This is a genomic window from Stenotrophomonas sp. YJH_SMC_36 (assembly GCF_059369935.1).
In genome coordinates this window covers 220089-242453 of sequence record NZ_JCAFTD010000005.1, presented here as the reverse complement: position 1 = coordinate 242453, position 22365 = coordinate 220089, and the positions used below count along the sequence as shown (strand labels likewise).

Here is a 22365-nt window from a genome sequence, read left to right as displayed (position 1 = left end):
GCGTGGGGCGCATCGGAAGGCTAGAATGACACCGATGGCCAAACGCCGCGCCGACGCGTGGTACACATTCACGCCGTGCAGTTTCACATGCTGGCGGCAAGCGGGGAGGAGTGGAGATGGGGCGTATCGTATGTTTCGGGGAACTGCTGCTGCGGCTCGGCGCGCCCGGTCGCGAGCTGCTGCTGCAGTCGCCGCAGCTGCAGGTGCACGTGGGCGGGGCGGAAGCAAACGTGGGTGTCTCGCTGTCCCGATTCGGACATGACGTGGTCATGGTCAGCACGGTGCCCGGCAATGCCCTGGGGGCGCACGCACTGGGTGAACTGCGCCGCCATGGCGTCGATACGCGGGCGGTGCGCGAGGTGGCGGACGGTCGCATGGGCCTGTACTTCCTCACCACCGGCGCGGTGCAACGTGCCAGCGAGGTGGTGTACGACCGGGCCGATTCAGCCTTCGCGCGCAGCACTGCAGCCGATCATGACTGGCCGGCGCTGCTGCAGGGCGCGGACTGGCTGCACCTGTCCGGCGTCAGCCCTGCGCTGGGGCCGCAGGTGGCCGAGGCGACGCTGGCGGCGGCATGCGCCGCGCGTGCCAGTGGCGTGCGCGTTTCCTTCGACGGCAATTTCCGGCCCACGCTGTGGCAGCGCTGGGGCGGCGACGCGCAGGCGATCCTGCATGCCCTGTTCGACCAGGCTGACATCGTGTTCGCCGACTACCGCGATATCGAAGTGATCCTGGGCCAGCGCTTTACCCAGGCCGGCGCCGTGGAGCGCGTGGACGCTGCCGCAGCGGCGGCATTCGCCGCGTTCCCGCGGCTGCAATGGCTGGCATGCACGCAACGGCAGGCGCTGAGCGTGGACCATCATGCGCTGGGCGCCCTGCTGCTGGGCCGTGAGGGCGTGCGTGCGCAGGCGCCCGTGCGGCAGCTGACCGGCATCATCGATCGCATCGGCGGCGGCGATGCCTTCGCGGCAGGCATCCTGCATGGCATCCTGTCAGGCTTCGATGCCGACGCCACCGTGCGTTTCGGCCTGGCTGCCGGCGGACTGAAGCATTCCATCCCCGGCGATTTCAATCCTGTCAGCGAAGCTGACGTGCTGGCCCAGATGGGCGAGGAGCGATTCGATGTCCGGCGCTGATCCGCGCGTTCGCGCGGTACTGAAACTGGCACCGGTGATTCCGGTGTTCACCCCCGATGATGTCGACGATGCCGTGCAGGTGGCGCAGGCGCTGTTCCGGGGCGGTCTGCCGGTGATCGAGGTCACCCTGCGCACACCCCGTGCGATGGATGCCATCCGGGCAATGGTCGAGGCCGTACCCGACGCGGTGGTGGGGGCCGGAACGGTGCTGACGCCCGCGCAGATGGAGGCGGCCAGGGCCGCAGGTGCGCGCTTCGCGGTGTCGCCGGGCGCAACGCCGACGCTGTACGCGGCCGCGCGCGATGCCGACCTGCCGTATCTGCCGGGCGTGGCCACGGGGTCCGAGCTGATCCTTGGCCTCGAGCATGGCCTGGATACCTTCAAGTTCTTCCCCGCGGTGCAGGCCGGCGGCGCGGCACTGCTGGCGGCCTGGCACGGCCCCTTCGCCGACGTGCGCTTCTGCCCGACCGGTGGCATCAGCGCCCAGACCGCGGCGCAGTTCCTGCACCTGCCGAACGTGCTGTGCGTGGGCGGTTCATGGCTGACCACGGCGGCCTTGCTGCAGACCCGCGACTGGGGCGCGATCGAACGCCTGGCACGCGAGGCGTCCGTGCTGGCGGGCTGAACCGGCAGGCAATCTTCCAGGATTTGATCGGGATCAAAGCGCCGGCCTCGTGCCGGCGTCACTCTGTCTGCAAGCGCACGACGGAGGAAAACCCATGAACAGAACCATGAAGGCCGCTGTCGTTCGCGAGTTCGGCAGCCCACTGGTCATCGAGGAAGTTCCGGTACCACGCCCGGGGGCGGGCGAGGTGCTGGTCAGGATCGAAGCCTGCGGTGTCTGCCACACCGACCTGCACGCCGCCGAGGGCGACTGGCCGGTGAAACCGGACCCGCCGTTCATCCCCGGCCACGAGGGCGTGGGGCACATCGTGGCCGTGGGCGGCGGGGTCGGGCATGTCAAGGAAGGCGACAGGGTCGGCATCCCCTGGTTGTACTCGGCGTGTGGACATTGCGAACACTGCTTGGGCGGCTGGGAAACGCTGTGCGAGACGCAGCGCAACACCGGCTACTCGGTCAACGGCGGCTTCGCCGAGTTCGCACTGGCCGATGCCAACTATGTCGGCCTGCTTCCGAAGGAGGTGGGCTTCGTCGAGATCGCGCCGGTGCTGTGCGCCGGCGTGACGGTCTACAAGGGCCTGAAGGTGACGGACACGAAGCCCGGTGACTGGGTGGCGATCTCCGGCATCGGTGGCCTGGGCCACATGGCGGTGCAGTACGCGCGTGCGATGGGCCTGAACGTGGCTGCCATCGACGTGGAGGACAGCAAGCTGGCACTCGCGCGGCGGCTGGGCGCGCAGGTCACGGTCAACGCGCGCACGACCGATCCGGCAGCATTCCTGAAGAAGGAGATCGGTGGCGCACACGGGGCGCTGGTCACCGCGGTATCGCCCAAGGCCTTCGAGCAGGCGCTGGGCATGGTCCGGCGGGGCGGCACGGTCTCGCTCAACGGACTGCCACCGGGCAACTTCCCACTGGACATCTTCGGCATGGTCCTCAATGGCGTGACGGTGCGCGGTTCGATCGTCGGCACGCGGCTGGATCTGCAGGAGTCGCTGCAGTTCGCCGCCGAGGGCAAGGTGGCGGCCACGGTCAGCACCGACCGCCTGGAGAACATCAACGAGGTGTTCGCACGCATGCGCGCGGGCACCATCGACGGGCGCGTGGTACTGGACATGGCCGCCTGACACCCGTGCATGGCCGCCGCGGCCCGGCACCCTCTCCCACGGGTGCGGCGGTCATGCCGATCGATGCGCGCCCGGCGCAGCGGCGCAGGTGGTCAGCGCTGTGACCCAGCGCGCCGGGCGGCAGCCGTTGCCCAGCGCGCCGCCACCACCGGAGCCGTGATGCACACCGCCTGGTCGGTCACCGTGGTCACCGCGCGTTCCAGCAGCTGGATGTCTGCCTCGTGCTGGCGTGCCACGTGCGGGTCCTCGAAGAAGATGGCGCGCTGGCAACGGCCCTCCAGCACGCGGTCGGCGATCTGCGCATCGCCGCCCATCGGTCCGCTCTGGTAGCGCGTCACCCAGGGCGTGTCGCTGGGCCAGCCGCGGCTCCATGCCAGCTCGTTGAGGCGCTGACCGGTGGTCCCGGTCGCCACCCGCTCGCCGAAGCGTGCCAGCACGTCGAAGTGCTCGTCGGCGAAGGCGAGCATCGCCGGCTTCATCGCATCATGCGCGATCAGTGCCAGGGTCTGGGTACCGAAGGCATGCAGATCGTCGGCACCGGCGTCGGCCTGCAGGCCGGCGTGCACGCGCTCCACCTCGATCCAGTCGCGTGCGGTGGCTACCGTGGAAATGAAAGGTTTGCCGTGGATCACGCACTGCCGCTTGAGCGCGGTCGCTTCGGGAAACACCGAGGACGGATCGACCGGATCGATCAGATAGATGGCACCGTCGAGCGTGCGCTGCGGGCCCATGCCGACCACCTCGGCGACCAGCTTCATCAGCCCGCCCTCGCGGCCGTAGGGATAGCGATGGAGGCCAGCATAGCCGTCGAGGAAGCCGTGGCGCCCGATCGCATCATGGGTGCGGCCGACAGCGTGCAGCGTTATGCCCAGTTCGCGCAGGCCCGGTTCGCAGGCACGCAGCCAGCGGAACAGGGCGGCGCGCGCATCCTGGTGGTGGAGCCGGTTGGCGGCCAGGCCGATACGCATCGAACGCTCCGTGGGCTGGTAGAAGCGGCAGTTTATGTCGCGAATGGCCAATTCTGCGCGCTTTGCAACTTTCCTCATTGTTGCTGTGCGGTGCGTCGCTAGCGTGGCAGGCAGAGCGGTACCGCTGCGCGGCCGTCGTCTCCGCCTGCGATTCGAGGATGCCCATCGTGAATGCCGCCGGCCCTGCGGCCGCATCCATTGCACGCTCCTGCCCGTGGCTGCGATCCCGCATCGTGCTGCCTGCCCTGTTGCTGTGGCCCATGATCACGCGTGCCGACGGGTGCGACATGCCCCTGGTCGTGGCCTGGCCCAGTGACCGCCCGCCACTGTCCTTCAGCGCGCAGGGCCAGCCCGGCGGCCTGGTTGCCGACTACCTGCGGCGGCTGGGCGAGCAGATCGCGCTGCGTCCACATCCGCTTCCCGCCGCGGCCGGCGCGGCCGGGGCGCTGCCGGCCGGTACCCAGGCCGTGCTGGGATGGCCGCGCGAGCAGGTGCCCGACGGCTGGGTCGTGAGCAGGCCCTACCTGCAGCTGTCACAGGTGATCGTGCGCCGTCGCAACGACACGCCACTGCAGGGACTGGGCGGTCTGCGCGGCCGCCGCGTCGCCAGCCTCGACACGGTGCCACTGGCGGCCCACCTGCGTGAGCAGGCGCCGGGCGCATGGCTGCTGCAGGTCGACGCGCTCGATCATGCGCTGCAGTTGCTGGCCATCGGCCAGGTGGACGCGGTGGTTGCCACGTTGGGCGAAGTGGAAGCCGCATTGCGCAGGCCCGGCAGCGATGCCCTGGTGATCGCCGCGCCGGCCGGCTTCGATGATGCCTGGGTACTGGCGGCTGCGCCGGCCTGTGCGGCCACCGTCGCCGCCTTCGACACCGTGCTGCACGAACTGGACGACGCGCAGCGGGCCGCGCTCCGCGCGGCGTGGGCGCCCAGCGGAGCACGCGCGCCGCCCGCACGGTCGCCGTTGCGCTGGCTGGTGCCGGTGCTGCTGGTCGCGCTGGCGCTGATCCTGGTGTATGCCTTCGGCTACTGGAGGCTGCATCGCGAAAGCAGCCAGCGCCGCGCGCTGGAACAGCGGCTGCAGGAAGTGACCGCCAACCTGCCTGCGGTGGTCTACCGGGCGCGCCGCAGCGGCGAGGGCGACTACAGCCTGCCGCTGGTCGCCGGCGACGTGCAGTCGCTGTTCGGCATGAGTCTGGACAGTGTGCGGCTGGACCATCGCCGGCTCATGGCGGCGGTGCATGTCGACGATCGCAAGCCGGTGCTGGATCATCTGGAAGCCGCAGCGCGGGCCCGTGCGCCGATCGACATCACCTTCCGCACGCTGGGTCCTCATGGCTGGCGCTGGATCCGTTCGCATGGCAGGCCGTTGCCGGGCGAGAGCGACGACATCGAGTGGAGTGGCTACTGGATGGACGTCAGCCAGGCGCAGGCACGCACCCGTGCCCTGGCCGGGGCACGCCACCAGGCCGAAGAGACTGCAGCGGCGAAGACGCACTTCCTGGCCACCATGAGCCACCAGATCCGCACACCGATGAGCACGCTGCTGGGCATGCTCGAATGCCTGGCGGACAGCCCCCTGGACCCGTGCCAGCGGCAGGTCCTGTCCACCGTCGATGTGGCCGCGCAGATGCTGCGGCAGATTCTCGATGATGTGCTCGACAGTCATCGGTTGCAGGCGCTGCCGTTGCAGCTGCGTGCCACCGACATGGGTGCGCTGGCCACGGCCGTGCAGCAGCTGCTGGCACCGATGGCGGCCAGCCGTGCGTTGCACCTGCGGTGCGTGCTTGATCCTGCGCTGCAGCGGTGGCTGCTGGCCGATGGCCTGCGCGTGCGCCAGGTCCTGTTCAACCTGGTGGGCAACGCACTGAAGTTCACCCTGCACGGAGGTGTGGAACTGCGGCTGCGGGTGCTGCGGACGCAGGCGGCAGGACAATGCCTGCGCCTGCAGGTGAGCGACAGTGGCGTAGGCATCAGTCCCGAGCGGCAGCAGGCCGTGTTCGCCGATTACATCCAGGCCGAGCCGTCGACGGGGCGCCGGTTCGGCGGCAGCGGCCTGGGCCTGGCCATCTGCCGGGACCTGGTGGCCTCGATGGGCGGCGAGCTGCAGCTGCAAAGCTCGCCGGGCAAGGGCACGCGCATCTGGTTCGACCTGGAGTTCGCCAGCTGCCTGGCGCCACTGGAGGCGGTGCCGGCCATGGCCGAGGTGGTCGCGCGACTGCCTGCGGCACGGGTGCTGGTGGCCGAGGACCACCCGACCAACCTGCAACTGCTGGTGCAGCGGCTGCGCGAGCTGGGCCTGCAGGTGCACGCCACTGCCGATGGCCTGCAGGCGCTGGCGGCATGGCGGGCGCAGGGCTTCGATGTTGTCGTTACCGATTGCCACATGCCCGGCATGGACGGGTTCGCGCTGGCGCGTGCGATCCGCGAAGACCCCTGCCCTTCGCGTGCACGGGTGCCGATCATCGCGCTGACGGCCAGCGTGCTGGAGAGCACGCGCGAGGCCTGTCGTGCCGCCGGCATCGACCGGTTCCTGGCCAAGCCGGTCGACACCCAGGGGTTGCGCGCGACGCTGGCCGACGTACTGCCGGCAATGGAACCCGGCTCAGTTGGACAGTAGACGGACGATGCTGGCAGCGGCGTCGCGGCCTTCAGCCACAGCGGTTACCACCAGGTCGGCGCCGCGTACCGCATCACCGCCGGCGAACAGGCGCGGATGCGCGGTCTGGAAGGGCAGCCGGTCCTTGCCGCCGGCAACGATGCGACCGTTCGCCTGGCCCTGCACACCGTGTTCGGCCAGCCAGGCCGGAACGCTCGGCGCGAAACCGAAGGCGATGATGACCACGTCCGCCTCCAGCAGCGACTCGCTGCCCTCGATCGGCACCGCGTTGCGGCGTCCTTGGGCGTCGGCCTCACCCAACCGGGTTTCAACCACGGTCACGCCGATCGCTTCGTCGTCGGCGCCGGCCTCGATCGACAGCGGCTGCCGGTTGAACAGGAAGCGCACGCCTTCCTCGCGCGCATTGGCGACTTCACGCGCGCTGCCGGGCATGTTGGCCTCGTCGCGACGGTACGCGCAGGTGACCTTGGCTGCGCCGAGCCGCACCGCGCTGCGCACGCAGTCCATGCCGGTGTCGCCGCCGCCGAGCACGACCACGCGCTTGCCGTTGAGGTCGGGCAGGGCGATCTGGTCCTCCCAGCCGGCGATCGGTCGACCCTGCGGGTCATCGCCGCCGACGATGCGGCTGTTCTGCACCAGGAACGGCAGGGCCGGCAGCACCCCCTTCAGGTCCTGGCCCGGCAGGCCGCCGTCGGTGTAGCGGTAGGCCCCGGTGCCGACGAACACCGCGTCGTGGCTGTCCAGCAGCTGCTGCACGCTGATGTCGCGGCCAATCTCCACGCCCAGACGGAACTGCACGCCCATCCCTTCGAGCACCTCGCGGCGACGATGGATGACGTCCTTGTCCAGCTTGAAGCTGGGGATGCCGAACTGCAGCAGGCCGCCGATCTGTTCGTAGCGGTCGTACACCACGGCGGTGACGCCGGCCCGGGCCAGGCGATCGGCACAGGCCAGACCCGCCGGACCGGCACCGATCACCGCCACGCTGTGGCCGGTGGGCTGCACGGCACCCAGGTCCGGACGCCAGCCACTGGCGAGTGCGGTATCGACGATGTACTTCTCCACCGCACCGATGGTCACCGCACCGAATTCCTCCAGGGTGCAGCTGCCTTCGCACAGGCGATCCTGCGGGCAGACCCGGCCGCACACTTCCGGCAGCGGGTTGGTGCTGTGGCACAGCGTGGCGGCCTCGTGGATGCGGTTCTCCTGCACCAGCTGCAGCCACTGTGGAATGGCGTTGTGTACCGGGCATTTCCAGCTGCAGTAGGGGTTGCCGCAGTCCAGGCAGCGCCCGGCCTGGTACTGCGCATCCTCCTTGCCGAACTTTCCGTACAGCTCGCCCCAGTCGCCGGAGGTGCGCAGTTCAACCGGAATGCGCTGCGGCATGGTGCGGGGCAGATCGAGGAACTGGAAGGCGTGCTTGCGGCTCATGGCGGGCTCTGTGATTTCGATGGCCGACCAGAGGCCGGCACTACTGCGGTGAGGGAGCAGGCGCGCGCCGGTTGCGGGCGGCGCGCCGGAGGCGCTTACGCCGCGCGTCGAAGGGTCTCGGTCAGCGATTCGATGCTGGCGGCCTTCGGTTTGACCAGCCAGAACTTGCCGATGTAATCGCGGAACTCGTCCAGGATCTGCTGCGCCCAGATGCTGCCGGTCAGTTCGCGATGGCGGCCGATCAGGCGGTGCAGGTGCTGGCGGTAGTTCTCGAAGCCTTCGGCGGACACGCGATGGATGTCGATCAGCTCGTGGTTGTAACGGTCCACGAAGTCGCGGTCCACATCCAGCACGTAGGCCAACCCCCCGGTGAAGCCGGCACCGAAGTTCAGGCCGACCTTGCCCAGCACCAGTACCACGCCGTCGGTCATGTACTCGCAGCAGTGATCGCCGGCGCCTTCCACGACCGCGAGCGCACCGGAATTGCGGACCGCGAAGCGCTCGCCGGCACGTCCGGCGGCGAACAGCTCGCCACCGGTGGCGCCATACAGGCAGGTGTTGCCGATGATCGCAGTGCTGCGCGCCTCGAACCGCGCGCCGCGCGGCGGACGTACCACCAGGCGGCCGCCGGCCATGCCTTTGCCGACGTAGTCGTTGGCTTCGCCCTCCACTTCCAGATGCAGGCCGCCGACATTGAAGGCGCCGAAGCTCTGTCCGGCGCTGCCACGGAAGCGCAGCTCCAGGGGGGCGTCGGCCATGCCCTGGTTGCCGTGCGCGCGTGCCACCGCGCCGGCCAGGCGGGTGCCGATGCTGCGGTCGGTGTTGTGGATCAGGAAGCGATGTTCGCCCCCCCTGCGCTGTTCGATCGCGTCCGCCAGCAGGCCATCCATCTGCGTGGCCAGGCTGTCCGGCGATTCGTACAGCCGCTGCGCCGCGCAGTGGCTGCCTTCGTAGCGCGCATCTGCCAGCAGGCGCGACAGGTCCACGCGCACGCCGTCGCGCGGTGCGGCCTCGATCTGCCGCAGCAGGTCGGTGCGGCCGACGATCTCCTCCAGCGAACGCGCGCCCAGGTACGACAGCCAGCCACGCACTTCCTCGGCCAGCAGGCGGAAGAAATTCTCCACGCGCTCGGGCTGGCCGGTGAAGTGGTTCTCGCGCAGGCGTTCGTCCTGGGTGGCCACGCCGGTGGCGCAGTTGTTGAGGTGGCAGATGCGCAGGTACTTGCAGCCCAGCACGATCATCGGCGCGGTGCCGAAGCCGAAGCTGTCCGCACCCAGCAGCGCGGCCTTGACCACGTCCAGGCCGGTCTTCAGGCCACCATCGGTCTGCAGCAGGGTGCGCCCGCGCAGGTCGTTGGCCAGCAGCGCCTGGTGCGCTTCGGCCACGCCCAGTTCCCACGGCACACCGGCGTAGCGGATCGAGCTGACCGGCGAGGCACCGGTGCCGCCGTCGTGGCCGGAGATGGTGATCAGGTCCGCGCCGGCCTTGACCACGCCGGCGGCGATGGTGCCGACGCCGGCATGGCTGACCAGCTTCACCGATACCAGCGCGGTCGGGTTGACCTGCTTGAGATCGTAAATCAGCTGCGCCAGGTCCTCGATGGAATAGATGTCGTGGTGCGGTGGCGGCGAGATCAGGCCGATGCCCGGCCGCGCGTAGCGCAGGCGGGCGATCAGCTCGTTGACCTTGTGCCCCGGCAGCTGGCCGCCTTCGCCGGGCTTGGCGCCCTGCGCGACCTTGATCTGCAGCACCTCGGCATTGACCAGATACTCGGCGGTGACACCGAAGCGACCCGACGCCACCTGCTTGATCTTGCTGCGCCGTGGGGTGCCGTAGCGGGCCGGATCTTCGCCACCTTCGCCGGAATTGCTGCGGCCGCCGAGGCGGTTCATCGCGATGGCCAGTGCCTCATGCGCTTCCGGCGACAGCGCGCCGAGGCTGATCGCGGCGGTGTCAAAGCGCGGGAACAGTTCGCTGGCCGGCGCCACCTCGTCCAGCGGCGTGGGGGTCGCCGCCGGCACCAGCTGCAGCAGGTCGCGCAACGCCGATGGCGGCCGGGCATGCACGGCATCGCAGTACTGCTGCCAGGCGCGGGCATCACCACTGCGCGCCGCGCGCTGCAGGGTGGTGACCACGTCCGGGTTGTACATGTGGTACTCGCCGCCGTGCACGTACTTCAGCAGGCCGCCGACATCGACATCCTGCTGTGCATCCCAGGCCTGCGCGCACAGTTCGCGCGCATCGGCATCCAGCCGCGCGAAGCCGGCGCCGCCGATGCGCGAGGCGGTGTCGGGGAAGCACAGCGCGACCACTTCCGGCTCCAGGCCGATGATCTCGAACAGCTGCGCGCCGCGGTAGCTGGCCACGGTACAGATGCCCATCTTCGAGATGATTTTCGACAGGCCCTTGTAGACGCCCTTGCGGTAGCGGCGGCCGATCTGCGACTGCTCACCGCCCTTGCTGAGCTTGAGGATGCCGCGCCGGCCGAGGTCGAACAGGGTCTGGTAGGCAAGATACGGGTACACCGCGGTGGCCCCGAAGCCGAGCAGGCAGGCCATATGGTGCGGGTCGCGCGCAGTGCCGGTCTCGACGATCAGGTTGACGTCGCAGCGCAGCCCCAGCCGCGAGAGGTGATGATGCACCGCACTGGTGGCCAGCAGGGCGTGCACCATCGGTCGCCCGGCCACCGGATAGCGGTCGGACAGCAGCAGCATCACCATGCCTTCGCGTGCGGCGCGTTCGGCCTCCGCACAGATGCGCTCGATGCCGTTGCGCAGCCCTTCTTCCTCGCTGTAGGACAGGTCGAGCAGGCGGTTGGCCTGCAGGTACTGGTCCATCTTCAGCAGCTGGCGCAGCTTGCGTTGGCTGAGTACCGGCGAGTTGAGGATGACGTGGTTCACCGTCTCCGGGCCGGCATGGAAGATGTTGGTCTCCTTGCCGAGCTGGGTGGATAGGGACATGGCGCAGTCTTCGCGCAGCGGATCGATCGGCGGATTGGTGACCTGCGCGAATGCCTGCCGGAAGTAGTCGTACAGCGGCCGGCTGCGCTGGCTCAGTACCGCCATCGGCGTGTCATCGCCCATCGAGCCGGTGGCTTCCTGCTCGGTCTCGGCCAGCGGCCGCAGCACCTGCTCCACCTCCTCGCTGCTGAGCTGGTACAGCTTGTGGTAACTGCGCAGGGTGCCCTCGTCGAAGGGCTCCTCCACCAGCGAAGGATCGATCAGTTCGGTCTGCAGGTAGGTCACGCCCTGCTGCAGCCACTGCTTGTACGGTGCGCGGCCGCGGTTGATGCGGTCCACCGCGTCCGAATCGAGCAGGTCGCCGCGCTTGAGATCGATGGCCACCATTTCACCGGGGCCGAGCTTGCCCTTGCGTACCACGCGCTCGGTCGGCACTTCCCACACGCCCGCTTCGGAGGCGACCAGGAAGTGGCGGTCGGCGGTCAGCATCCAGCGCGCCGGGCGCAGGCCGTTGCGGTCCAGCGTACACACCGCATAGCGGCTGTCGCAGGCGACGATGCCGGCCGGGCCGTCCCAGGGCTCGCTGTTGAGGCCATGGAACTCGTAGAACGCGGCCAGATCCGGATCCTTGAACTCCAGCGACTGCGTCGCCGGTGGCACCAGGATGCGCAGCGCCTGGATCAATTCCATGCCGCCGGCGACCATCAGTTCCAGCATGTTGTCCAGGCTCTGCGAGTCCGAGCCATGCATGGAGATCACCGGATCGAACTCGGCGATGTCGAAGCGCGGTGTCTTCCACACCTTGCTGCGCGCCTGCGCCCAGCGACGGTTGCCCTCGATGGTGTTGATCTCGCCGTTGTGCGCGAGCAGGCGGAACGGATGTGCCAGCGGCCAGCGCGGCAGCGTGTTGGTGGAGAAGCGCTGGTGGAACACGATCGCGCTGGAGGCCAGCTCGCGCCGCTGCAGGTCCGGATAGAAGCGGCTGAGCTTGTCCGGCAGGACCATGCCCTTGTAGCTGATCGCATCCGGGGTGAGCGTGGTGACGTAGAAATCGCCATGGTCGCGCAGCTGCTGCTCGCTGCGACGGCGTGCGAGGTACAGCGCCAGGGCGAAGCCGGTGCCGTCCTGGCCGACACCGGCATCGACGAACACCTGCTCGATGCGCGGCAGCGTATCGCGCGCGAGCTGGCCGCAGACACTGTCGTCGATGGGAACCTCGCGCCAGCCCGCCACGCGGCAGCCTACCGCTTCAAGCTGCACCTGCAGCTGCGTCCGGCAGGCCTGCGCGGCGTCGGCGTCGTGCGGAAGGAACACCAGGCCCGCCGCGAAGCGGGTGGCCACGGTGATGCCCGCTTCGCTGGCCAGCAGTTTCAGGAATGCATCGGGGCGACGCAGCAGCAGCCCGCAGCCATCACCGGTGAGCCCGTCAGCGGCGACGCCGCCGCGATGGGTCATCCGCGAAAGCGCGGCGATGGCGGTATCCACCAGCAGGCGCGACGGCTGGTCGTCGAGCTGCGCGACCATGCCGAATCCACAGGCATCGCGCTCGGAGCGCGGGTCGTAAAGCCCTTGGCGGTTGCGGGGGGCCATCTCTACCTCGATGCGGAATGAAATGAGCGGGGACACTCAAGCCCGCCCAATCCCTGGAGCGCATCGTGAGGCCACCGGATGCCTCGAATAAAGCACAGGTTGCTGCAACGCCGCAATACACGGTTGCAGGTGCAACGGAAAGCGCCGGCGGTGATCCGCCGGCGCGGGCCGGGATCAGCCGCAGCGGACGCCGCTGACCACGTCCTTGGCGTCCACTTCGATGTTCAGGCGGTCGCCCAGGAACTCCATCGTGGTCGCGTCATTGGGGTGCAGCACGCGCACCTGCTGAGCACCGGCATCTTCCTCGGCCTGCTTGCCCAGCGCATCGGTGTAGGCCTGGCCGACCAGGCTCTGTACCTGGCTGGCGTCGCAGGTGCCCACCGGCGGTGCCTCGGTGGCCTTGCCGGCTTCATCGGCCGGTGCCTTGGCGGCTTCGGCGGCCTGCTGGGCGTGGGCCGTGGCCGAATCCTGTTCATCCAGCGCCGGCGCCTGGCAGGCGGACAAGGCCAGCACGGCCGGCAGCAGCAGGGCGGAGAGCGAACGGGCGCGAATCGGGAACGACATCATGACTCCGGAAGGGACTGTGAAAGCCGGAGCATAGCCGCGAACCCATCCTCACGTGTTTGTCTTGCGTTATTGACGCGGCCGCGTCATGTCGATCGCCACACTGCTGGCATGCCCACGTCCCCCACACCCGAGCGCGCGGCGGCGCGCGCGGCCGGCCTGCGCTACGTTGATGACACCCAACCGGGCTTCACCCGGCTGCGTGCAGGCAAAGGCTTCCGTTACCGTGATGCTGACGGCCACGCAGTGCGCGATGCGGCCACGCTGCAGCGTATCCGCGCATTGGCCATTCCCCCGGCTTACACCGCGGTATGGATCTGTGCGCATGCCAACGGCCACCTGCAGGCGACCGGCCGCGACGCGCGTGGCCGCAAGCAGTACCGCTATCACGCCGACTGGGCGAAGGTGCGCGATGCCGGCAAGTTCGATCGGATCATTGCGTTCGGCGAGGCACTGCCCACGCTGCGGCGGCGGCTGGCACGCGATCTCCGGCAGCCCGGATTTCCGCGGACCAAGGTGCTGGCCGTGGTGGTGGCGCTGCTGGCCGATACGCTGGTACGGATCGGCAATGAGACCTATGCCCGCGAGAACCGCTCGTTCGGGCTGACCACCCTGCGCAACCGCCACCTCGAGCTGCTTCGCGGCGGGCGGGTACGCATGCGGTTCCGGGGCAAGTCCGGCCAACTGCAGGAGGTGACGGTGGGCGACCGCCGCCTGGGCCAGATGGTGCGACGGTTGCAGCAGCTGCCGGGGCAGTCGTTGTTCCAGTACCGCGACGATGATGGCCAGGTGCAGCCGGTCGATTCCGGCGCAGTGAACGAGTACCTGCGCGACGTGATGGGTGAGGACTTCACCGCCAAGGATTTCCGTACCTGGGGCGGCACGGTGGCGGCGGTGCAGGCACTGGCTGCCACCGCGCTGCCCGAGCCTGCCAGCCAGCGCGCACTGGCCGCAGCACAGCGCGAGGTGGTCTGCCAGGTTGCCGCGCGTCTGGGCAACACCCCTGCGGTGTGCCGCAGGGCATACATCGATCCCTGTGTGTTCGCCGGCTGGGAGCGTGGCGAACTCACCGCGCTGGCGGGCCTGCGCGGCCCGCGCCAGTGGGAACAGGCCACGTTGCGTGTACTGCGGCGGGCACGCCGGCTCAGCCGCAGTAGATCGCCGTGATGTTGTTGGTGCGTCCCTTCTCGATGGTCAGGCGATCACCGCCTTCGCTGGCGGGCGGAACACGCGGACCGTCGTGGCGCAGCACCTGCACGTGCAGGCTGTCGCTGTCCACGCGTGCACGTTCAACGGTGGCCGCCGATGCTGCCAGGCCGACGGCGCCGCGCACCATGTCGCTGTGGCACTGGCCGGAGATCACGCCGTCGATCGGTTGAACCTGTGCGATTGGCGTGCTGCTGCATGCGGCGACGGCAAAGGTCAGTGCGGCTACGCTGAATGCGCGGATCATGATCCTGCTCCATGGTGATGAGGACGCCAGCGTGCCGCGCGCGGCGTGGTGGCGGCATGAACGGCGTGCACATGCGGGACACGGTGCATTCACCGTCGCCGACAGCGGCGATGGCCACACTGCATGTACTGGCACGCCACGGAGGTATGACATGGCCACCTGTGATGTATGCGGCAACGACTACGACAAGAGTTTCACCCTGCAGCAGGGCGGGCGCAGCGGCACGTTCGACTCGTTCGAATGCGCGATCCACGCCTTCGCGCCACGCTGTGCGCACTGCAACTGCGCCGTGATCGGTCACGGCGTCGAAGGCAACGGGCAGATCTTCTGCTGTGCGCACTGCGCTGGCCATGCCGGCGTACAGGGCGTGGCCGATCGCGCCTGAACCCACCCGATTCCCCACACCTGAAGGAGACCGCATGGCTACGAGCAAGAAGGTTCCCGCCCGCCGCAAGGCGTCGCCCAAAGTACGCAAGCGTACGAAGGCAGCTGCCGAGGGCAGCGCCGCAGCAGCGGCCGAACGCCCCCGCGTGGTGAAGACGGCAACCCGCAAGGCCGCCGCCGGTGATCCACGTGCCGCCCGGGTTGCGGCCCGCCAGCGACGCCTGCAGGACCAGGAAAAGGCCAAGGATGCGCGTGCGGCGAAGAAGGCGACCAGGAAGAAGGCGACCCAGGCGGGCACGCGACTCCAGCCGGAGACCCTGCCTGCCCAGCACCTGGCCAAGCCGGGACATGAGCACGAACTGGACCTGGCCCCGCGCTTCCTGGCACCGGACTACGTCGGCAGCGGCAAGCTGCAGGGCATGCGCGCGATCGTCACCGGCGGCGATTCCGGGATCGGACGCGCCGTCGCTGTCCTGTTCGCGCGCGAGGGGGCGGACGTGGCGGTGCTGCACCTTGATGAGGCCGAGGATGCCGAGATCACCCGCCAGCATGTGGAGAGCGAGGGCGGACGCTGCGTGGTGATTGCGGGCGACGTGCGCGATCCGCGTTTCTGCAACAAGGCGGTGAAGCAGGTCGCCAAGGCCTTCGGGGGCGTCGACATCCTGGTCAACAACGCCGCCTTCCAGCTGCACTGCGAGCGCCTGGAGGACCTGGAGGACGAGCATCTGCAGGAGACGCTGCAGACCAATATCGGCGGCTACGTGCAGATGGCACGGGCCGTGCTGCCACACTTGGGCGAGGGCGCCAGCATCATCAACACGGGCTCGGAAACCGGCCTCTTCGGCAGCAAGGCGCTGATCGACTATTCGGCGACCAAGGGGGCGATCCACGCTTTCACCAAAGCCTTGGCCAGCCAGCTGCTGCCGCGTGGCATCCGGGTCAACTGCGTGGCCCCCGGCCCGGTGTGGACGCCGCTCAATCCTGCGGACAAGCAGGCCCCCGACGTGGCCGAGTTCGGCAAGGACAGTGACATGGGGCGCCCGGCACAGCCGGAGGAGCTGTCTCCGGCCTATGTGTTCCTGGCGTCACCGGCCTGCGCCAGCTACATCAGCGGGGTGATCCTGCCGGTGATGGGCGGCCCGCGGGGCTGACCGGGGGCGCATACAGATCGGCGATGCGCGGAATGAAGCGCTGCGGGTTGGCGCCGACCAGGTTGGTGAGCACCACCACGGCGATGCCGCGGTCAGGGTAGACGATGAAGGCCGAGCGCGCGCCACCGATGCCGGCGACCTGGCGGTCCGGCGCACCCTGCAGTACCGGCCAGCCGGCAGACCACGGGCCTGCCCTGCCATCGGCCAGCGGCTCGGCGGTCCACATCCGTGTGCGCCCATCCTCGCGCAGCAGTCGCCCGTCCAGCAGTGCGACCAGCCAGCGCGCGGTGTCATCGGCGGTGGTAAGGATGCCGCCGCCGGACCACAGGCTGGGCGGCACGTCGTAGAACCAGTGCGACAGCCGTGGCGGAGTATCGGCGGCTTCGGTCGCGCGCGGGGCCAGGCTGTACATCGTGGCGGCGTCGGGGATCAGGTCGTAACTGTCGCCGAAGGTGGTGCGTGCCATGCCAGCGGCGCCGAACTGCTGGCTGGCCAGGAAGCGGTCGTAGGGCATGCCCGACTGCCGCGCGATGATCCGCGCCAGGAGCAGATAGTTGGTCTGGTTGTAGGCGAAACGCTGGCCAGGTGCCGCCTCCATCGGCTGTGCGGTCACGGCCTGCCAGGCCTGTGCCTCGGTGCCTCCGCCCAGCAGACCGCGCTCGTCAAGGATGTCCGGCAGGCCGGAGGTGTGGGCCAGCAGCTGACGTACGCGCACGGTCTGCCAGGCGGCCGGAAGTGCATCCAGATAGCGCGATAGCGGTGCATCCAGATCCAGCCGGCCCTGCTGTGCCAGCTGTGCGGCGGCGACGCCGGTAAAGGCCTTGGTGGCGGAGTTCAACGGGAATCGCGTGCTGCGTGTGGCGGGCACGCCGTTTTCCACGTTGGCCAGGCCGAACGCTTCGGACAGCACGATCTGGCCGTCCTTGACCACTGCGATCTGCAGGCCCGGAATGCGCTCGTCCTGCAATGTCTGGCGGATCAGGCGGCGAGCCTGTTCGTTCGCCGGCTCCGGGCTGGCTGACGCCGGCGAGAGGGGCAGAGCAGCAAGCAGCAGGAGCAGAAGGGGGAGCGATGGGCGGAGCATGGGTTATTCCCGGCGGGATGTGCGGATGGGATGCAGCAGGCAGCAGGAGGGTTTAGATGCCGCCGTTGCGACTTTCCGGGAGGGAGGACATTCCAGCGGAGCCGGCAGTCCACCCTGATGGCAGTGATGCCGATACTGACAGCGAACGGAGGATGCCTGCTGCCGGACTTGCTACAGTCTGTCCGCTGCACGCAACGCAGACCCATGCACAGGAGGAAGGGCGGCGATGTCCGAACCGTACTCGGCTTTTCTCAGATTGAGCATGTCACGCGCAGATCTTGCGCGGTGGCTTGCGGCAGCACCGCCGGACGTGTCCCGCTGGTCGGACTGGCGCTCCATCGGCGGGCAGTGGAGTCTTCCCGGAGGCGGGGATCTTTCCGACCCGGATGCGCCGGGTCTGCAGACGCTCATTTCAGACTGCAACGCGATGTTGGCGCGCCATCGGGACAACCGCGCGGCACTGGAGTTCGTGCTGGGATCGGCAGAGGCGGAGAACATCAGGATTGCGGCCTATGACCGCAACGGAAGAGACTTCGTTGCCGGGTCGTTGACCTATTCGGAGAGTCTCTACGACATCCTGTTCTTTCTGGCCCTGGGGCGCAGCGCAGCCGAGTTCCTGGCCACGGACGATGCCGGCCTGGTCGTTGTCCACGACTATCTGTGGGGCGAGGACGGCGAACGGAGAACGGTCGCCGCGCTTGGGCTTGCTGGAAACGGACACTCCGCATTCCTTGGGCCCGACGCCTCCGCTGCCGCCGCCCGCGAGTTCGACGAACGGGTCGAGGCAATGCTGGATGGACAGGACGATCCGGACTTCTTCCCGCGCGATCAGCTGCAGGATCTGCGGGACTGATCCCGCGCATCAGCTATTGTTGAAGGGCACATAGGGTGTAAACGGCCTGGAAGGATCGAAGTCCTTCTGGCCAGGGTACAGAAGGCAATAGAGCCTGCCTTCATGCACGACTGCCAACGGGTAACAGGCATCCTGCCTGCTCATTCCGCCTGCGCCGCATTCCTGGAGGCCTTCCAGCACCTCCATGGCGGTGCACTTTCCGGCCTTGCAGTCATGTTCCCGGATCGCGCTGAAGCCCTTTGAATAGAAGATCCGCGGTGCCCGATAGCCCTGCAGCGGTTGCAGGTGCTTGGCCAGGGCGGCGTAGGCCCTGTCCACTTCGTCCCGCTCACCCAGGTTGAACGTGGAAGGCGAGTCCGATGTGAACCTGAACTTCGCGGGATCCGTCTCGCACTCCCACGCATGTGAGGCGGGAATGTGCAGCACAAGCAATGCGAACGCACTGATCAAGGATCGGGACATCATCACTCCTGGGCAGGTCTGCTGTTGCTCGATGGAGCCGCATGGGAACACGGGAAAGAGTGAATCAGCGCTTCCCGCGCCAGCGTCGATGCGTCTTCCTCGAGGCGGGCGCGCGGAAGCGCCTTCAGGTGGCTGTACACGCGATCCACAAGCTCATGGGGCAGGACCGTGGCTCGTCCACACCATTGCCCGGCGCTGCTGTCGGCGACTGCCGCGATGTAACCCTGGGCCCAGGACACCGCGCGAGCGCGGCACAGTGCGTCGCTGCACTCACGCCCCTCCTCGTTGCCTGTGATTCGCTCCAGCAGTGCGCGACCACTGGAAAGTGCATTGCCTGCGTCTGCCGCATGCGCGGGCAGAGCGGCGGACAGGCACGCCGCAAGGAGGGAGGCTGTTGAAGGCCGCCGCAGCCAGCGGCCAACCGGAGTGCGCATGCATGCGATTCCTGAAGATGGAGAAGAGAAGGCTCGTCGCCAAGGCCAACTCTATCGGATCGGCAAGTGGAGGAAGCGTTTCCGGGCGTACGATAAGTCATGCTGTCACATGTGCCTGTCGTCCCGCTGGCTCGCAGCGGCATGCTTTAGCTGATTTTGGGGAATGACAATGGATCTGGAAGTTCTGGAGAAGTGGTGTCAGGACGGGATAACAATGCTGTCTTCTCCTGAAGATATTCCGCACCTTGTTGAGTTGAGGCGAAAACTGGTTACGCACTTTTCTCGCAGCCCAAAACTCTACGAGCTGGCAAGCGATATATCCGAGGATTTGAGTGATCTTCCTGAGGATGCGAGGCGCATCGCCAGAGAGTATCTGATCTCCACTTATGGATTCAGTTTTGAATTCTTTATGGATAGGAAGTTGGCCAAGGTTCGCGAAATTCTGAAGCGTGGAAAAATCAGAAGCGCGGCGGAGTTTCGTGCGTTGTCCGATTTTGCAGCGGATGTGGAGGTCGAGGAGGGGCTCGCTCGAGATGCAGAGCTACTTCTTGCGAGCTATTCCAAGGCCTGAAATATGCTGAGCCTGGGCCTTGATGCTCGGCACAAGTCATATTTGCAGGGTGGGATCGACCAATGACTCAGTGCTCGCCTCGCCGGTTCCCAGCCCAGCAGCTGCCGCGTCGGCTGCATACGCTGCGCTTGCCCCCTACCGTTCGTCGGCCCATGACTTCCGGGGGGTTGACTACAGGTGTCGTCACACCGACAGTGACGACACGTGTAGTCAAGGGAGCCTGTCATGCGCGGCAAAACCATCGGGGACCAGGAGCTGGCCCTGCTGCAGTACATCGATGAACATGCGCCGGCCAGTGTCGGCGAGGTCGCCAGCGGCTATGGCGAGGCGCGCGGGCTGGCCCGTTCCACCGTGCTGACGATGATGGAGCGGCTGCGCACCAAGGGGTACCTGCAGCGACGGCAGCACGAAGGCCTGTACCGCTACCAGGCCACCCGTGGCCCTGACAGCGTGCTGCAGGGCGCGGTGGCCCAGTTCGTCGACAACACCCTGCAGGGCTCGGTGTCGCCGTTCGTGGCCTATCTTTCGCAGCGCCAGCAGGTCAGCGACAACGAGCTGGCCGAGCTGGAAGCGCTGGTCGCCCAACTCCAATCGCGTCGCCACGAGGGCTGAGTCATGGACACCACGATGCTGATCCCGATGCTGGAACGGCTGGGCTGGACCAGCCTGCAGACCGTGCTGCTGGTGGCGCTGGTGTATGCCGTGTGCCGGCTGATGCCGTCGCTGTCGTCCGCCACGCGTTGCCGGTTGTGGTGGCTGGTTTCGTTGCAGGCCGTGCTCGGCCTGGTGTGGAGCCAGCCGGTGCAGCTGCCCTGGTTGCCCGCGTCGCCGTCGGTGGCGATGACCGCTACCGATATCGCCGCCGATGTGGTCTATCCGCTGTCTGCGGAAGGCTCCGCGCAGCTGCTGGCCACGATGCCGGCAGAGGTCGTGGCGACGCCCGCAACAGCGTGGTGGGCGCTTGCACTGGCCGCGCTGTGGGCCTCCGGTGTCCTGCTGATGGCCTGGCGCACCTTGGCGGAGTGGCGGCGTTGCCGCGCGCTGCTGGCCGCCGCGTATCCCTGCGAGGACGCGGCGCTGGTGCAGGCGCTGCACCTGGCCGCCGACGCGCATGGACTTCGCCGCCCGCCGCGCCTGTGGATGAGCGCACAGATCGATGCGCCGCAGCTGGTCGGGCCGCTGCGCCCGGTGCTGCTGCTGCCGGCCGGCGCCACTGCACTGCAGGGCGACGCGCTGGACCTGGCATTGACCCATGAACTGCAGCACCTGCAGCGCCGTGACCTGCAGTGGGGATTGTTGCCGGCACTGGCGCAGCATCTGTTCTTCTTCCACCCGCTGCTGCGGCTGTCGGTGCGTGAGTACGCCCAGGCCCGGGAAGAAGCGGTGGATGAGGCGGTGGTGGGCCAGCATGGGGCCAGTCGCCACGCGTACGGGCGTCTGCTGCTGCAGCTGGGCGTTGCACCGCAGCCGCACCTGGGGGTGGCCAGTGCCGCGCCGGACACGACCAGCCTCAAGCGCCGGCTGCTTTCGCTGCAGCCGCGCAAAGCCTGCCCGCGCGTGCTCGCGGTTGCCCTGACCGCCGTGGTGCTGGTGGTGGGTGTGGCACCCATGCGACTGGTCGCAGCGCCGGTGCCGCCGGCGCCTCCCGCACCGCCGGCGGCGCCGAAGCCCCTGTCGCCGCCGCCGGCTCCGAAGGCACCGCCGGCGCCGGCAGCGTCGGCGCGCCTGCCGGCCGTGCCGGTTCCCCCCGCGCCGCCGGCTGACGTGACCGGGCCGGACGATGTGACCGGACCCGATGATGCCGATGTGGGGGCCTTCGACGATGCGACCGACGTGGACGAGGACCATGACGGCATGACCTCTACCGGCACCTCCATCACCACCTACGGGACGTTGGATCTGGGCGAGTCGCCGCGCCAGGCCTATGTGCTGGTGGATGGGGATTCGACCTTCGCCAATGGCGGCATCGATGACGTGGCGCAGGCCCGCAGGCAGCTCGGCAAGGGACCGGCACTGTGGTTCCGCCAGGGTGACAAGCGCTACGTGGTGCGTGATCCGATGCTGGTGCAGTCACTGCAACGTGCCTATGCCGGCGCGGCGGAACTGGGCCGTCAGCAGGGCGAACTGGGACGCCAGCAGAGCGTGCTGGGTCGCCAGCAGGGCGAGCTCGGCCGGTTGCAGAGCGAACATGCACGCCAGATCGCGCAGGATGCGATGCGCACTGCGCGCAGTGCGATGGCTGCCCATGACATCAATCGTGAAGCGGCGGCCGAAGCGGCCAGGGCCGCGCGTGACTCGGTCGACGATGCAGCGCTCGCGCGGCAGGCCGCCGCTGAAGCGCGGCGCGCCCTTCAGGCTGCTCGTGATGACGAACGCCAGTCGGGGCGGAGCAGCGAGATGGGTCGGCTGGCCGGAGAGCAGGCCGCGCTGGCCAGCCGCCAGGCGGTGCTGGGCAGCCAGCAGGCCGCGCTCGGCGAACGCCAGGCACGCCTGCACGAGCGGGCCTCGCGACAGGCGCAGCAGGTGATCGCCCGTGCGCTGGCCAATGGCAAGGCCCAGCAGCTGTGAAGCGGCGGTAGCGCCGGGCCATGCCCGGTGTTAGCGGCTCAACCGCAGTTGGCGCGCACGATCCGGTTCTGCGCGTCGACCTCGATGGTGACCCGGTCCTCGCGGAAATCCATGGTCACCGCCATGCCGGGCTTCACCACCCGCGCCGTGCGTGCACCACTGGCTTGAACCACCTGCTTCACCGTGGCCTCGTCGGCGGTCCTGCCTGCCAGCCCCTCCAGCTTTTCCGGGTTGCATCGCTGCGGGCTTCCTGCGACATGCGGAGGCAGGGGTGCAGGATCGCTGCTGCTGCCACTGCCTGCACTGCCGCCCGCATGGCTGCAGGCGGCCAGCGGCAGGGTACAACCGAGCATCAACCAGAGACTGGAACGCATCGCGGATCCTCCA

Annotated in this window: 20 protein-coding genes; 11 read left to right on the top strand and 9 right to left on the bottom strand. The window is 68.4% G+C overall.

Going from position 1 to position 22365, the window contains the following annotated elements; translation table 11 throughout:
* The first annotated feature begins 116 nt into the window (after positions 1-116).
* The 3 genes from AC5P76_RS11500 to adhP all read left to right on the top strand — a co-directional run bounded on the left by AC5P76_RS11500 (position 117) and on the right by adhP (position 2884).
* Positions 117-1136: a sugar kinase gene (locus AC5P76_RS11500; RefSeq protein WP_262917884.1), complete on the top strand. Its 1020-nt coding sequence runs from the start codon at positions 117-119 to the stop codon at positions 1134-1136.
* On the top strand, positions 1123-1761 hold the full coding sequence (gene eda, locus AC5P76_RS11495) for a bifunctional 4-hydroxy-2-oxoglutarate aldolase/2-dehydro-3-deoxy-phosphogluconate aldolase (RefSeq protein ID WP_065174105.1): 639 nt from the start codon (positions 1123-1125) through the stop codon (positions 1759-1761). Before AC5P76_RS11500 ends, eda begins: the two co-directional genes overlap by 14 nt.
* A 94-nt stretch (positions 1762-1855) precedes the next feature.
* Positions 1856-2884, top strand: coding sequence for an alcohol dehydrogenase AdhP (gene adhP / locus AC5P76_RS11490; RefSeq protein WP_053515992.1), 1029 nt, complete (start codon positions 1856-1858; stop codon positions 2882-2884).
* A 92-nt stretch (positions 2885-2976) separates the two neighbouring features.
* Here the strand turns inward: adhP and AC5P76_RS11485 are convergent, their stop codons facing one another.
* Positions 2977-3852 carry a methylglyoxal synthase gene (locus tag AC5P76_RS11485; RefSeq protein ID WP_065174107.1) on the bottom strand — a complete coding sequence of 292 codons (876 nt, stop codon included), beginning with the start codon at positions 3850-3852 and terminating at the stop codon, positions 2977-2979.
* Positions 3853-4112: 260 nt separating this feature from the next.
* Between AC5P76_RS11485 and AC5P76_RS11480 the strand changes: the two genes are divergently transcribed.
* The gene (locus AC5P76_RS11480) at positions 4113-6473 is read left to right on the top strand and encodes an ATP-binding protein (protein ID WP_253118379.1); all 2361 of its coding nucleotides are present in this window, start codon (positions 4113-4115) and stop codon (positions 6471-6473) included.
* Here the strand turns inward: AC5P76_RS11480 and AC5P76_RS11475 are convergent.
* The 3 genes from AC5P76_RS11475 to AC5P76_RS11465 all read right to left on the bottom strand — a co-directional run bounded on the left by AC5P76_RS11475 (position 6459) and on the right by AC5P76_RS11465 (position 13018).
* Positions 6459-7904, bottom strand: coding sequence for an FAD-dependent oxidoreductase (locus AC5P76_RS11475; RefSeq protein WP_164151515.1), 1446 nt, complete (start codon positions 7902-7904; stop codon positions 6459-6461). The two genes, AC5P76_RS11480 and AC5P76_RS11475, sit on opposite strands and share 15 nt — an antisense overlap.
* Before the next feature lie 95 nt (positions 7905-7999).
* Positions 8000-12454, bottom strand: coding sequence for a glutamate synthase large subunit (gltB, locus tag AC5P76_RS11470; RefSeq protein WP_253118378.1), 4455 nt, complete (start codon positions 12452-12454; stop codon positions 8000-8002).
* Between the two features lie 174 nt (positions 12455-12628).
* Positions 12629-13018: an I78 family peptidase inhibitor gene (locus AC5P76_RS11465; protein WP_253118377.1), complete on the bottom strand. Its 390-nt coding sequence runs from the start codon at positions 13016-13018 to the stop codon at positions 12629-12631.
* Between the two features lie 111 nt (positions 13019-13129).
* Between AC5P76_RS11465 and AC5P76_RS11460 the strand changes: the two genes are divergently transcribed.
* Entirely contained in the window at positions 13130-14185 is a 1056-nt protein-coding gene (locus AC5P76_RS11460) for a DNA topoisomerase IB (RefSeq protein WP_253118376.1), read from the top strand.
* On the opposite strand, the gene AC5P76_RS11455 is transcribed toward AC5P76_RS11460, so the two are convergent.
* The gene (locus AC5P76_RS11455) at positions 14163-14471 is read right to left on the bottom strand and encodes a hypothetical protein (protein ID WP_128987665.1); all 309 of its coding nucleotides are present in this window, start codon (positions 14469-14471) and stop codon (positions 14163-14165) included. The two genes, AC5P76_RS11460 and AC5P76_RS11455, sit on opposite strands and share 23 nt — an antisense overlap.
* A gap of 151 nt (positions 14472-14622) precedes the next feature.
* Here AC5P76_RS11455 and AC5P76_RS11450 point away from each other — a divergent pair, with 151 nt between their 5' ends.
* Together AC5P76_RS11450 and AC5P76_RS11445 are read left to right on the top strand one after the other, a co-directional pair.
* Positions 14623-14856 carry a metallothionein gene (locus AC5P76_RS11450; protein ID WP_065174491.1) on the top strand — a complete coding sequence of 78 codons (234 nt, stop codon included), beginning with the start codon at positions 14623-14625 and terminating at the stop codon, positions 14854-14856.
* Positions 14857-14890: 34 nt separating this feature from the next.
* Complete coding sequence (locus AC5P76_RS11445; RefSeq protein ID WP_495222755.1) at positions 14891-16006, top strand: SDR family oxidoreductase; 1116 nt, start codon at positions 14891-14893, stop codon at positions 16004-16006.
* Here the strand turns inward: AC5P76_RS11445 and AC5P76_RS11440 are convergent.
* Complete coding sequence (locus AC5P76_RS11440) at positions 15963-17060, bottom strand: serine hydrolase domain-containing protein (RefSeq protein ID WP_253118429.1); 1098 nt, start codon at positions 17058-17060, stop codon at positions 15963-15965. The genes AC5P76_RS11445 and AC5P76_RS11440 overlap by 44 nt on opposite strands.
* Positions 17061-17316: 256 nt before the next feature.
* Between AC5P76_RS11440 and AC5P76_RS11435 the strand changes: the two genes are divergently transcribed.
* Entirely contained in the window at positions 17317-17943 is a 627-nt protein-coding gene (locus AC5P76_RS11435) for a hypothetical protein (RefSeq protein ID WP_253118374.1), read from the top strand.
* A gap of 9 nt (positions 17944-17952) precedes the next feature.
* Here the strand turns inward: AC5P76_RS11435 and AC5P76_RS11430 are convergent, their stop codons facing one another.
* Entirely contained in the window at positions 17953-18408 is a 456-nt protein-coding gene (locus AC5P76_RS11430; RefSeq protein WP_253161731.1) for a hypothetical protein, read from the bottom strand.
* The gene (locus AC5P76_RS11425) at positions 18408-18839 is read right to left on the bottom strand and encodes a Rap1a/Tai family immunity protein (RefSeq protein ID WP_180876150.1); all 432 of its coding nucleotides are present in this window, start codon (positions 18837-18839) and stop codon (positions 18408-18410) included. The genes AC5P76_RS11430 and AC5P76_RS11425 overlap by 1 nt, the downstream gene beginning before the upstream one ends.
* A gap of 169 nt (positions 18840-19008) precedes the next feature.
* On the opposite strand from AC5P76_RS11425, the gene AC5P76_RS11420 reads away from it, so the two are divergent.
* From AC5P76_RS11420 to AC5P76_RS11410, 3 genes are all read left to right on the top strand, one after another.
* A complete protein-coding gene (locus AC5P76_RS11420) occupies positions 19009-19410 on the top strand; it encodes a hypothetical protein (RefSeq protein WP_065182094.1) in 402 nt (133 codons plus the stop codon).
* Between the two features lie 225 nt (positions 19411-19635).
* Positions 19636-20022 (top strand): BlaI/MecI/CopY family transcriptional regulator, encoded by a 387-nt coding sequence (locus AC5P76_RS11415; protein ID WP_053515971.1) that lies wholly within the window; start codon positions 19636-19638, stop codon positions 20020-20022.
* Positions 20023-20025: 3 nt separating this feature from the next.
* Entirely contained in the window at positions 20026-21978 is a 1953-nt protein-coding gene (locus tag AC5P76_RS11410) for a M56 family metallopeptidase (protein WP_253118372.1), read from the top strand.
* A 38-nt stretch (positions 21979-22016) separates the two neighbouring features.
* On the opposite strand, the gene AC5P76_RS11405 is transcribed toward AC5P76_RS11410, so the two are convergent.
* A complete protein-coding gene (locus tag AC5P76_RS11405; RefSeq protein ID WP_253118371.1) occupies positions 22017-22352 on the bottom strand; it encodes an I78 family peptidase inhibitor in 336 nt (111 codons plus the stop codon).
* Between the last annotated feature and the right edge of the window lie 13 nt (positions 22353-22365).

What these genes read in the sequence shown, in the direction of transcription:
- AC5P76_RS11500 (WP_262917884.1), top strand. Translation starts at nt 117, where the DNA reads ATGGGGCGTATCGTATGTTTCGGGGAACTGCTGCTGCGGCTCGGCGCG.
- eda (WP_065174105.1), top strand. Translation starts at nt 1,123, where the DNA reads ATGTCCGGCGCTGATCCGCGCGTTCGCGCGGTACTGAAACTGGCACCG.
- adhP (WP_053515992.1), top strand. Translation starts at nt 1,856, where the DNA reads ATGAACAGAACCATGAAGGCCGCTGTCGTTCGCGAGTTCGGCAGCCCA.
- AC5P76_RS11485 (WP_065174107.1), bottom strand. Translation starts at nt 3,852, where the DNA reads ATGCGTATCGGCCTGGCCGCCAACCGGCTCCACCACCAGGATGCGCGC.
- AC5P76_RS11480 (WP_253118379.1), top strand. Translation starts at nt 4,113, where the DNA reads ATGATCACGCGTGCCGACGGGTGCGACATGCCCCTGGTCGTGGCCTGG.
- AC5P76_RS11475 (WP_164151515.1), bottom strand. Translation starts at nt 7,904, where the DNA reads ATGAGCCGCAAGCACGCCTTCCAGTTCCTCGATCTGCCCCGCACCATG.
- gltB (WP_253118378.1), bottom strand. Translation starts at nt 12,454, where the DNA reads ATGGCCCCCCGCAACCGCCAAGGGCTTTACGACCCGCGCTCCGAGCGC.
- AC5P76_RS11465 (WP_253118377.1), bottom strand. Translation starts at nt 13,018, where the DNA reads ATGTCGTTCCCGATTCGCGCCCGTTCGCTCTCCGCCCTGCTGCTGCCG.
- AC5P76_RS11460 (WP_253118376.1), top strand. Translation starts at nt 13,130, where the DNA reads ATGCCCACGTCCCCCACACCCGAGCGCGCGGCGGCGCGCGCGGCCGGC.
- AC5P76_RS11455 (WP_128987665.1), bottom strand. Translation starts at nt 14,471, where the DNA reads ATGATCCGCGCATTCAGCGTAGCCGCACTGACCTTTGCCGTCGCCGCA.
- AC5P76_RS11450 (WP_065174491.1), top strand. Translation starts at nt 14,623, where the DNA reads ATGGCCACCTGTGATGTATGCGGCAACGACTACGACAAGAGTTTCACC.
- AC5P76_RS11445 (WP_495222755.1), top strand. Translation starts at nt 14,891, where the DNA reads ATGGCTACGAGCAAGAAGGTTCCCGCCCGCCGCAAGGCGTCGCCCAAA.
- AC5P76_RS11435 (WP_253118374.1), top strand. Translation starts at nt 17,317, where the DNA reads ATGTCCGAACCGTACTCGGCTTTTCTCAGATTGAGCATGTCACGCGCA.
- AC5P76_RS11430 (WP_253161731.1), bottom strand. Translation starts at nt 18,408, where the DNA reads ATGATGTCCCGATCCTTGATCAGTGCGTTCGCATTGCTTGTGCTGCAC.
- AC5P76_RS11425 (WP_180876150.1), bottom strand. Translation starts at nt 18,839, where the DNA reads ATGCGCACTCCGGTTGGCCGCTGGCTGCGGCGGCCTTCAACAGCCTCC.
- AC5P76_RS11420 (WP_065182094.1), top strand. Translation starts at nt 19,009, where the DNA reads ATGGATCTGGAAGTTCTGGAGAAGTGGTGTCAGGACGGGATAACAATG.
- AC5P76_RS11415 (WP_053515971.1), top strand. Translation starts at nt 19,636, where the DNA reads ATGCGCGGCAAAACCATCGGGGACCAGGAGCTGGCCCTGCTGCAGTAC.
- AC5P76_RS11410 (WP_253118372.1), top strand. Translation starts at nt 20,026, where the DNA reads ATGGACACCACGATGCTGATCCCGATGCTGGAACGGCTGGGCTGGACC.
- AC5P76_RS11405 (WP_253118371.1), bottom strand. Translation starts at nt 22,352, where the DNA reads ATGCGTTCCAGTCTCTGGTTGATGCTCGGTTGTACCCTGCCGCTGGCC.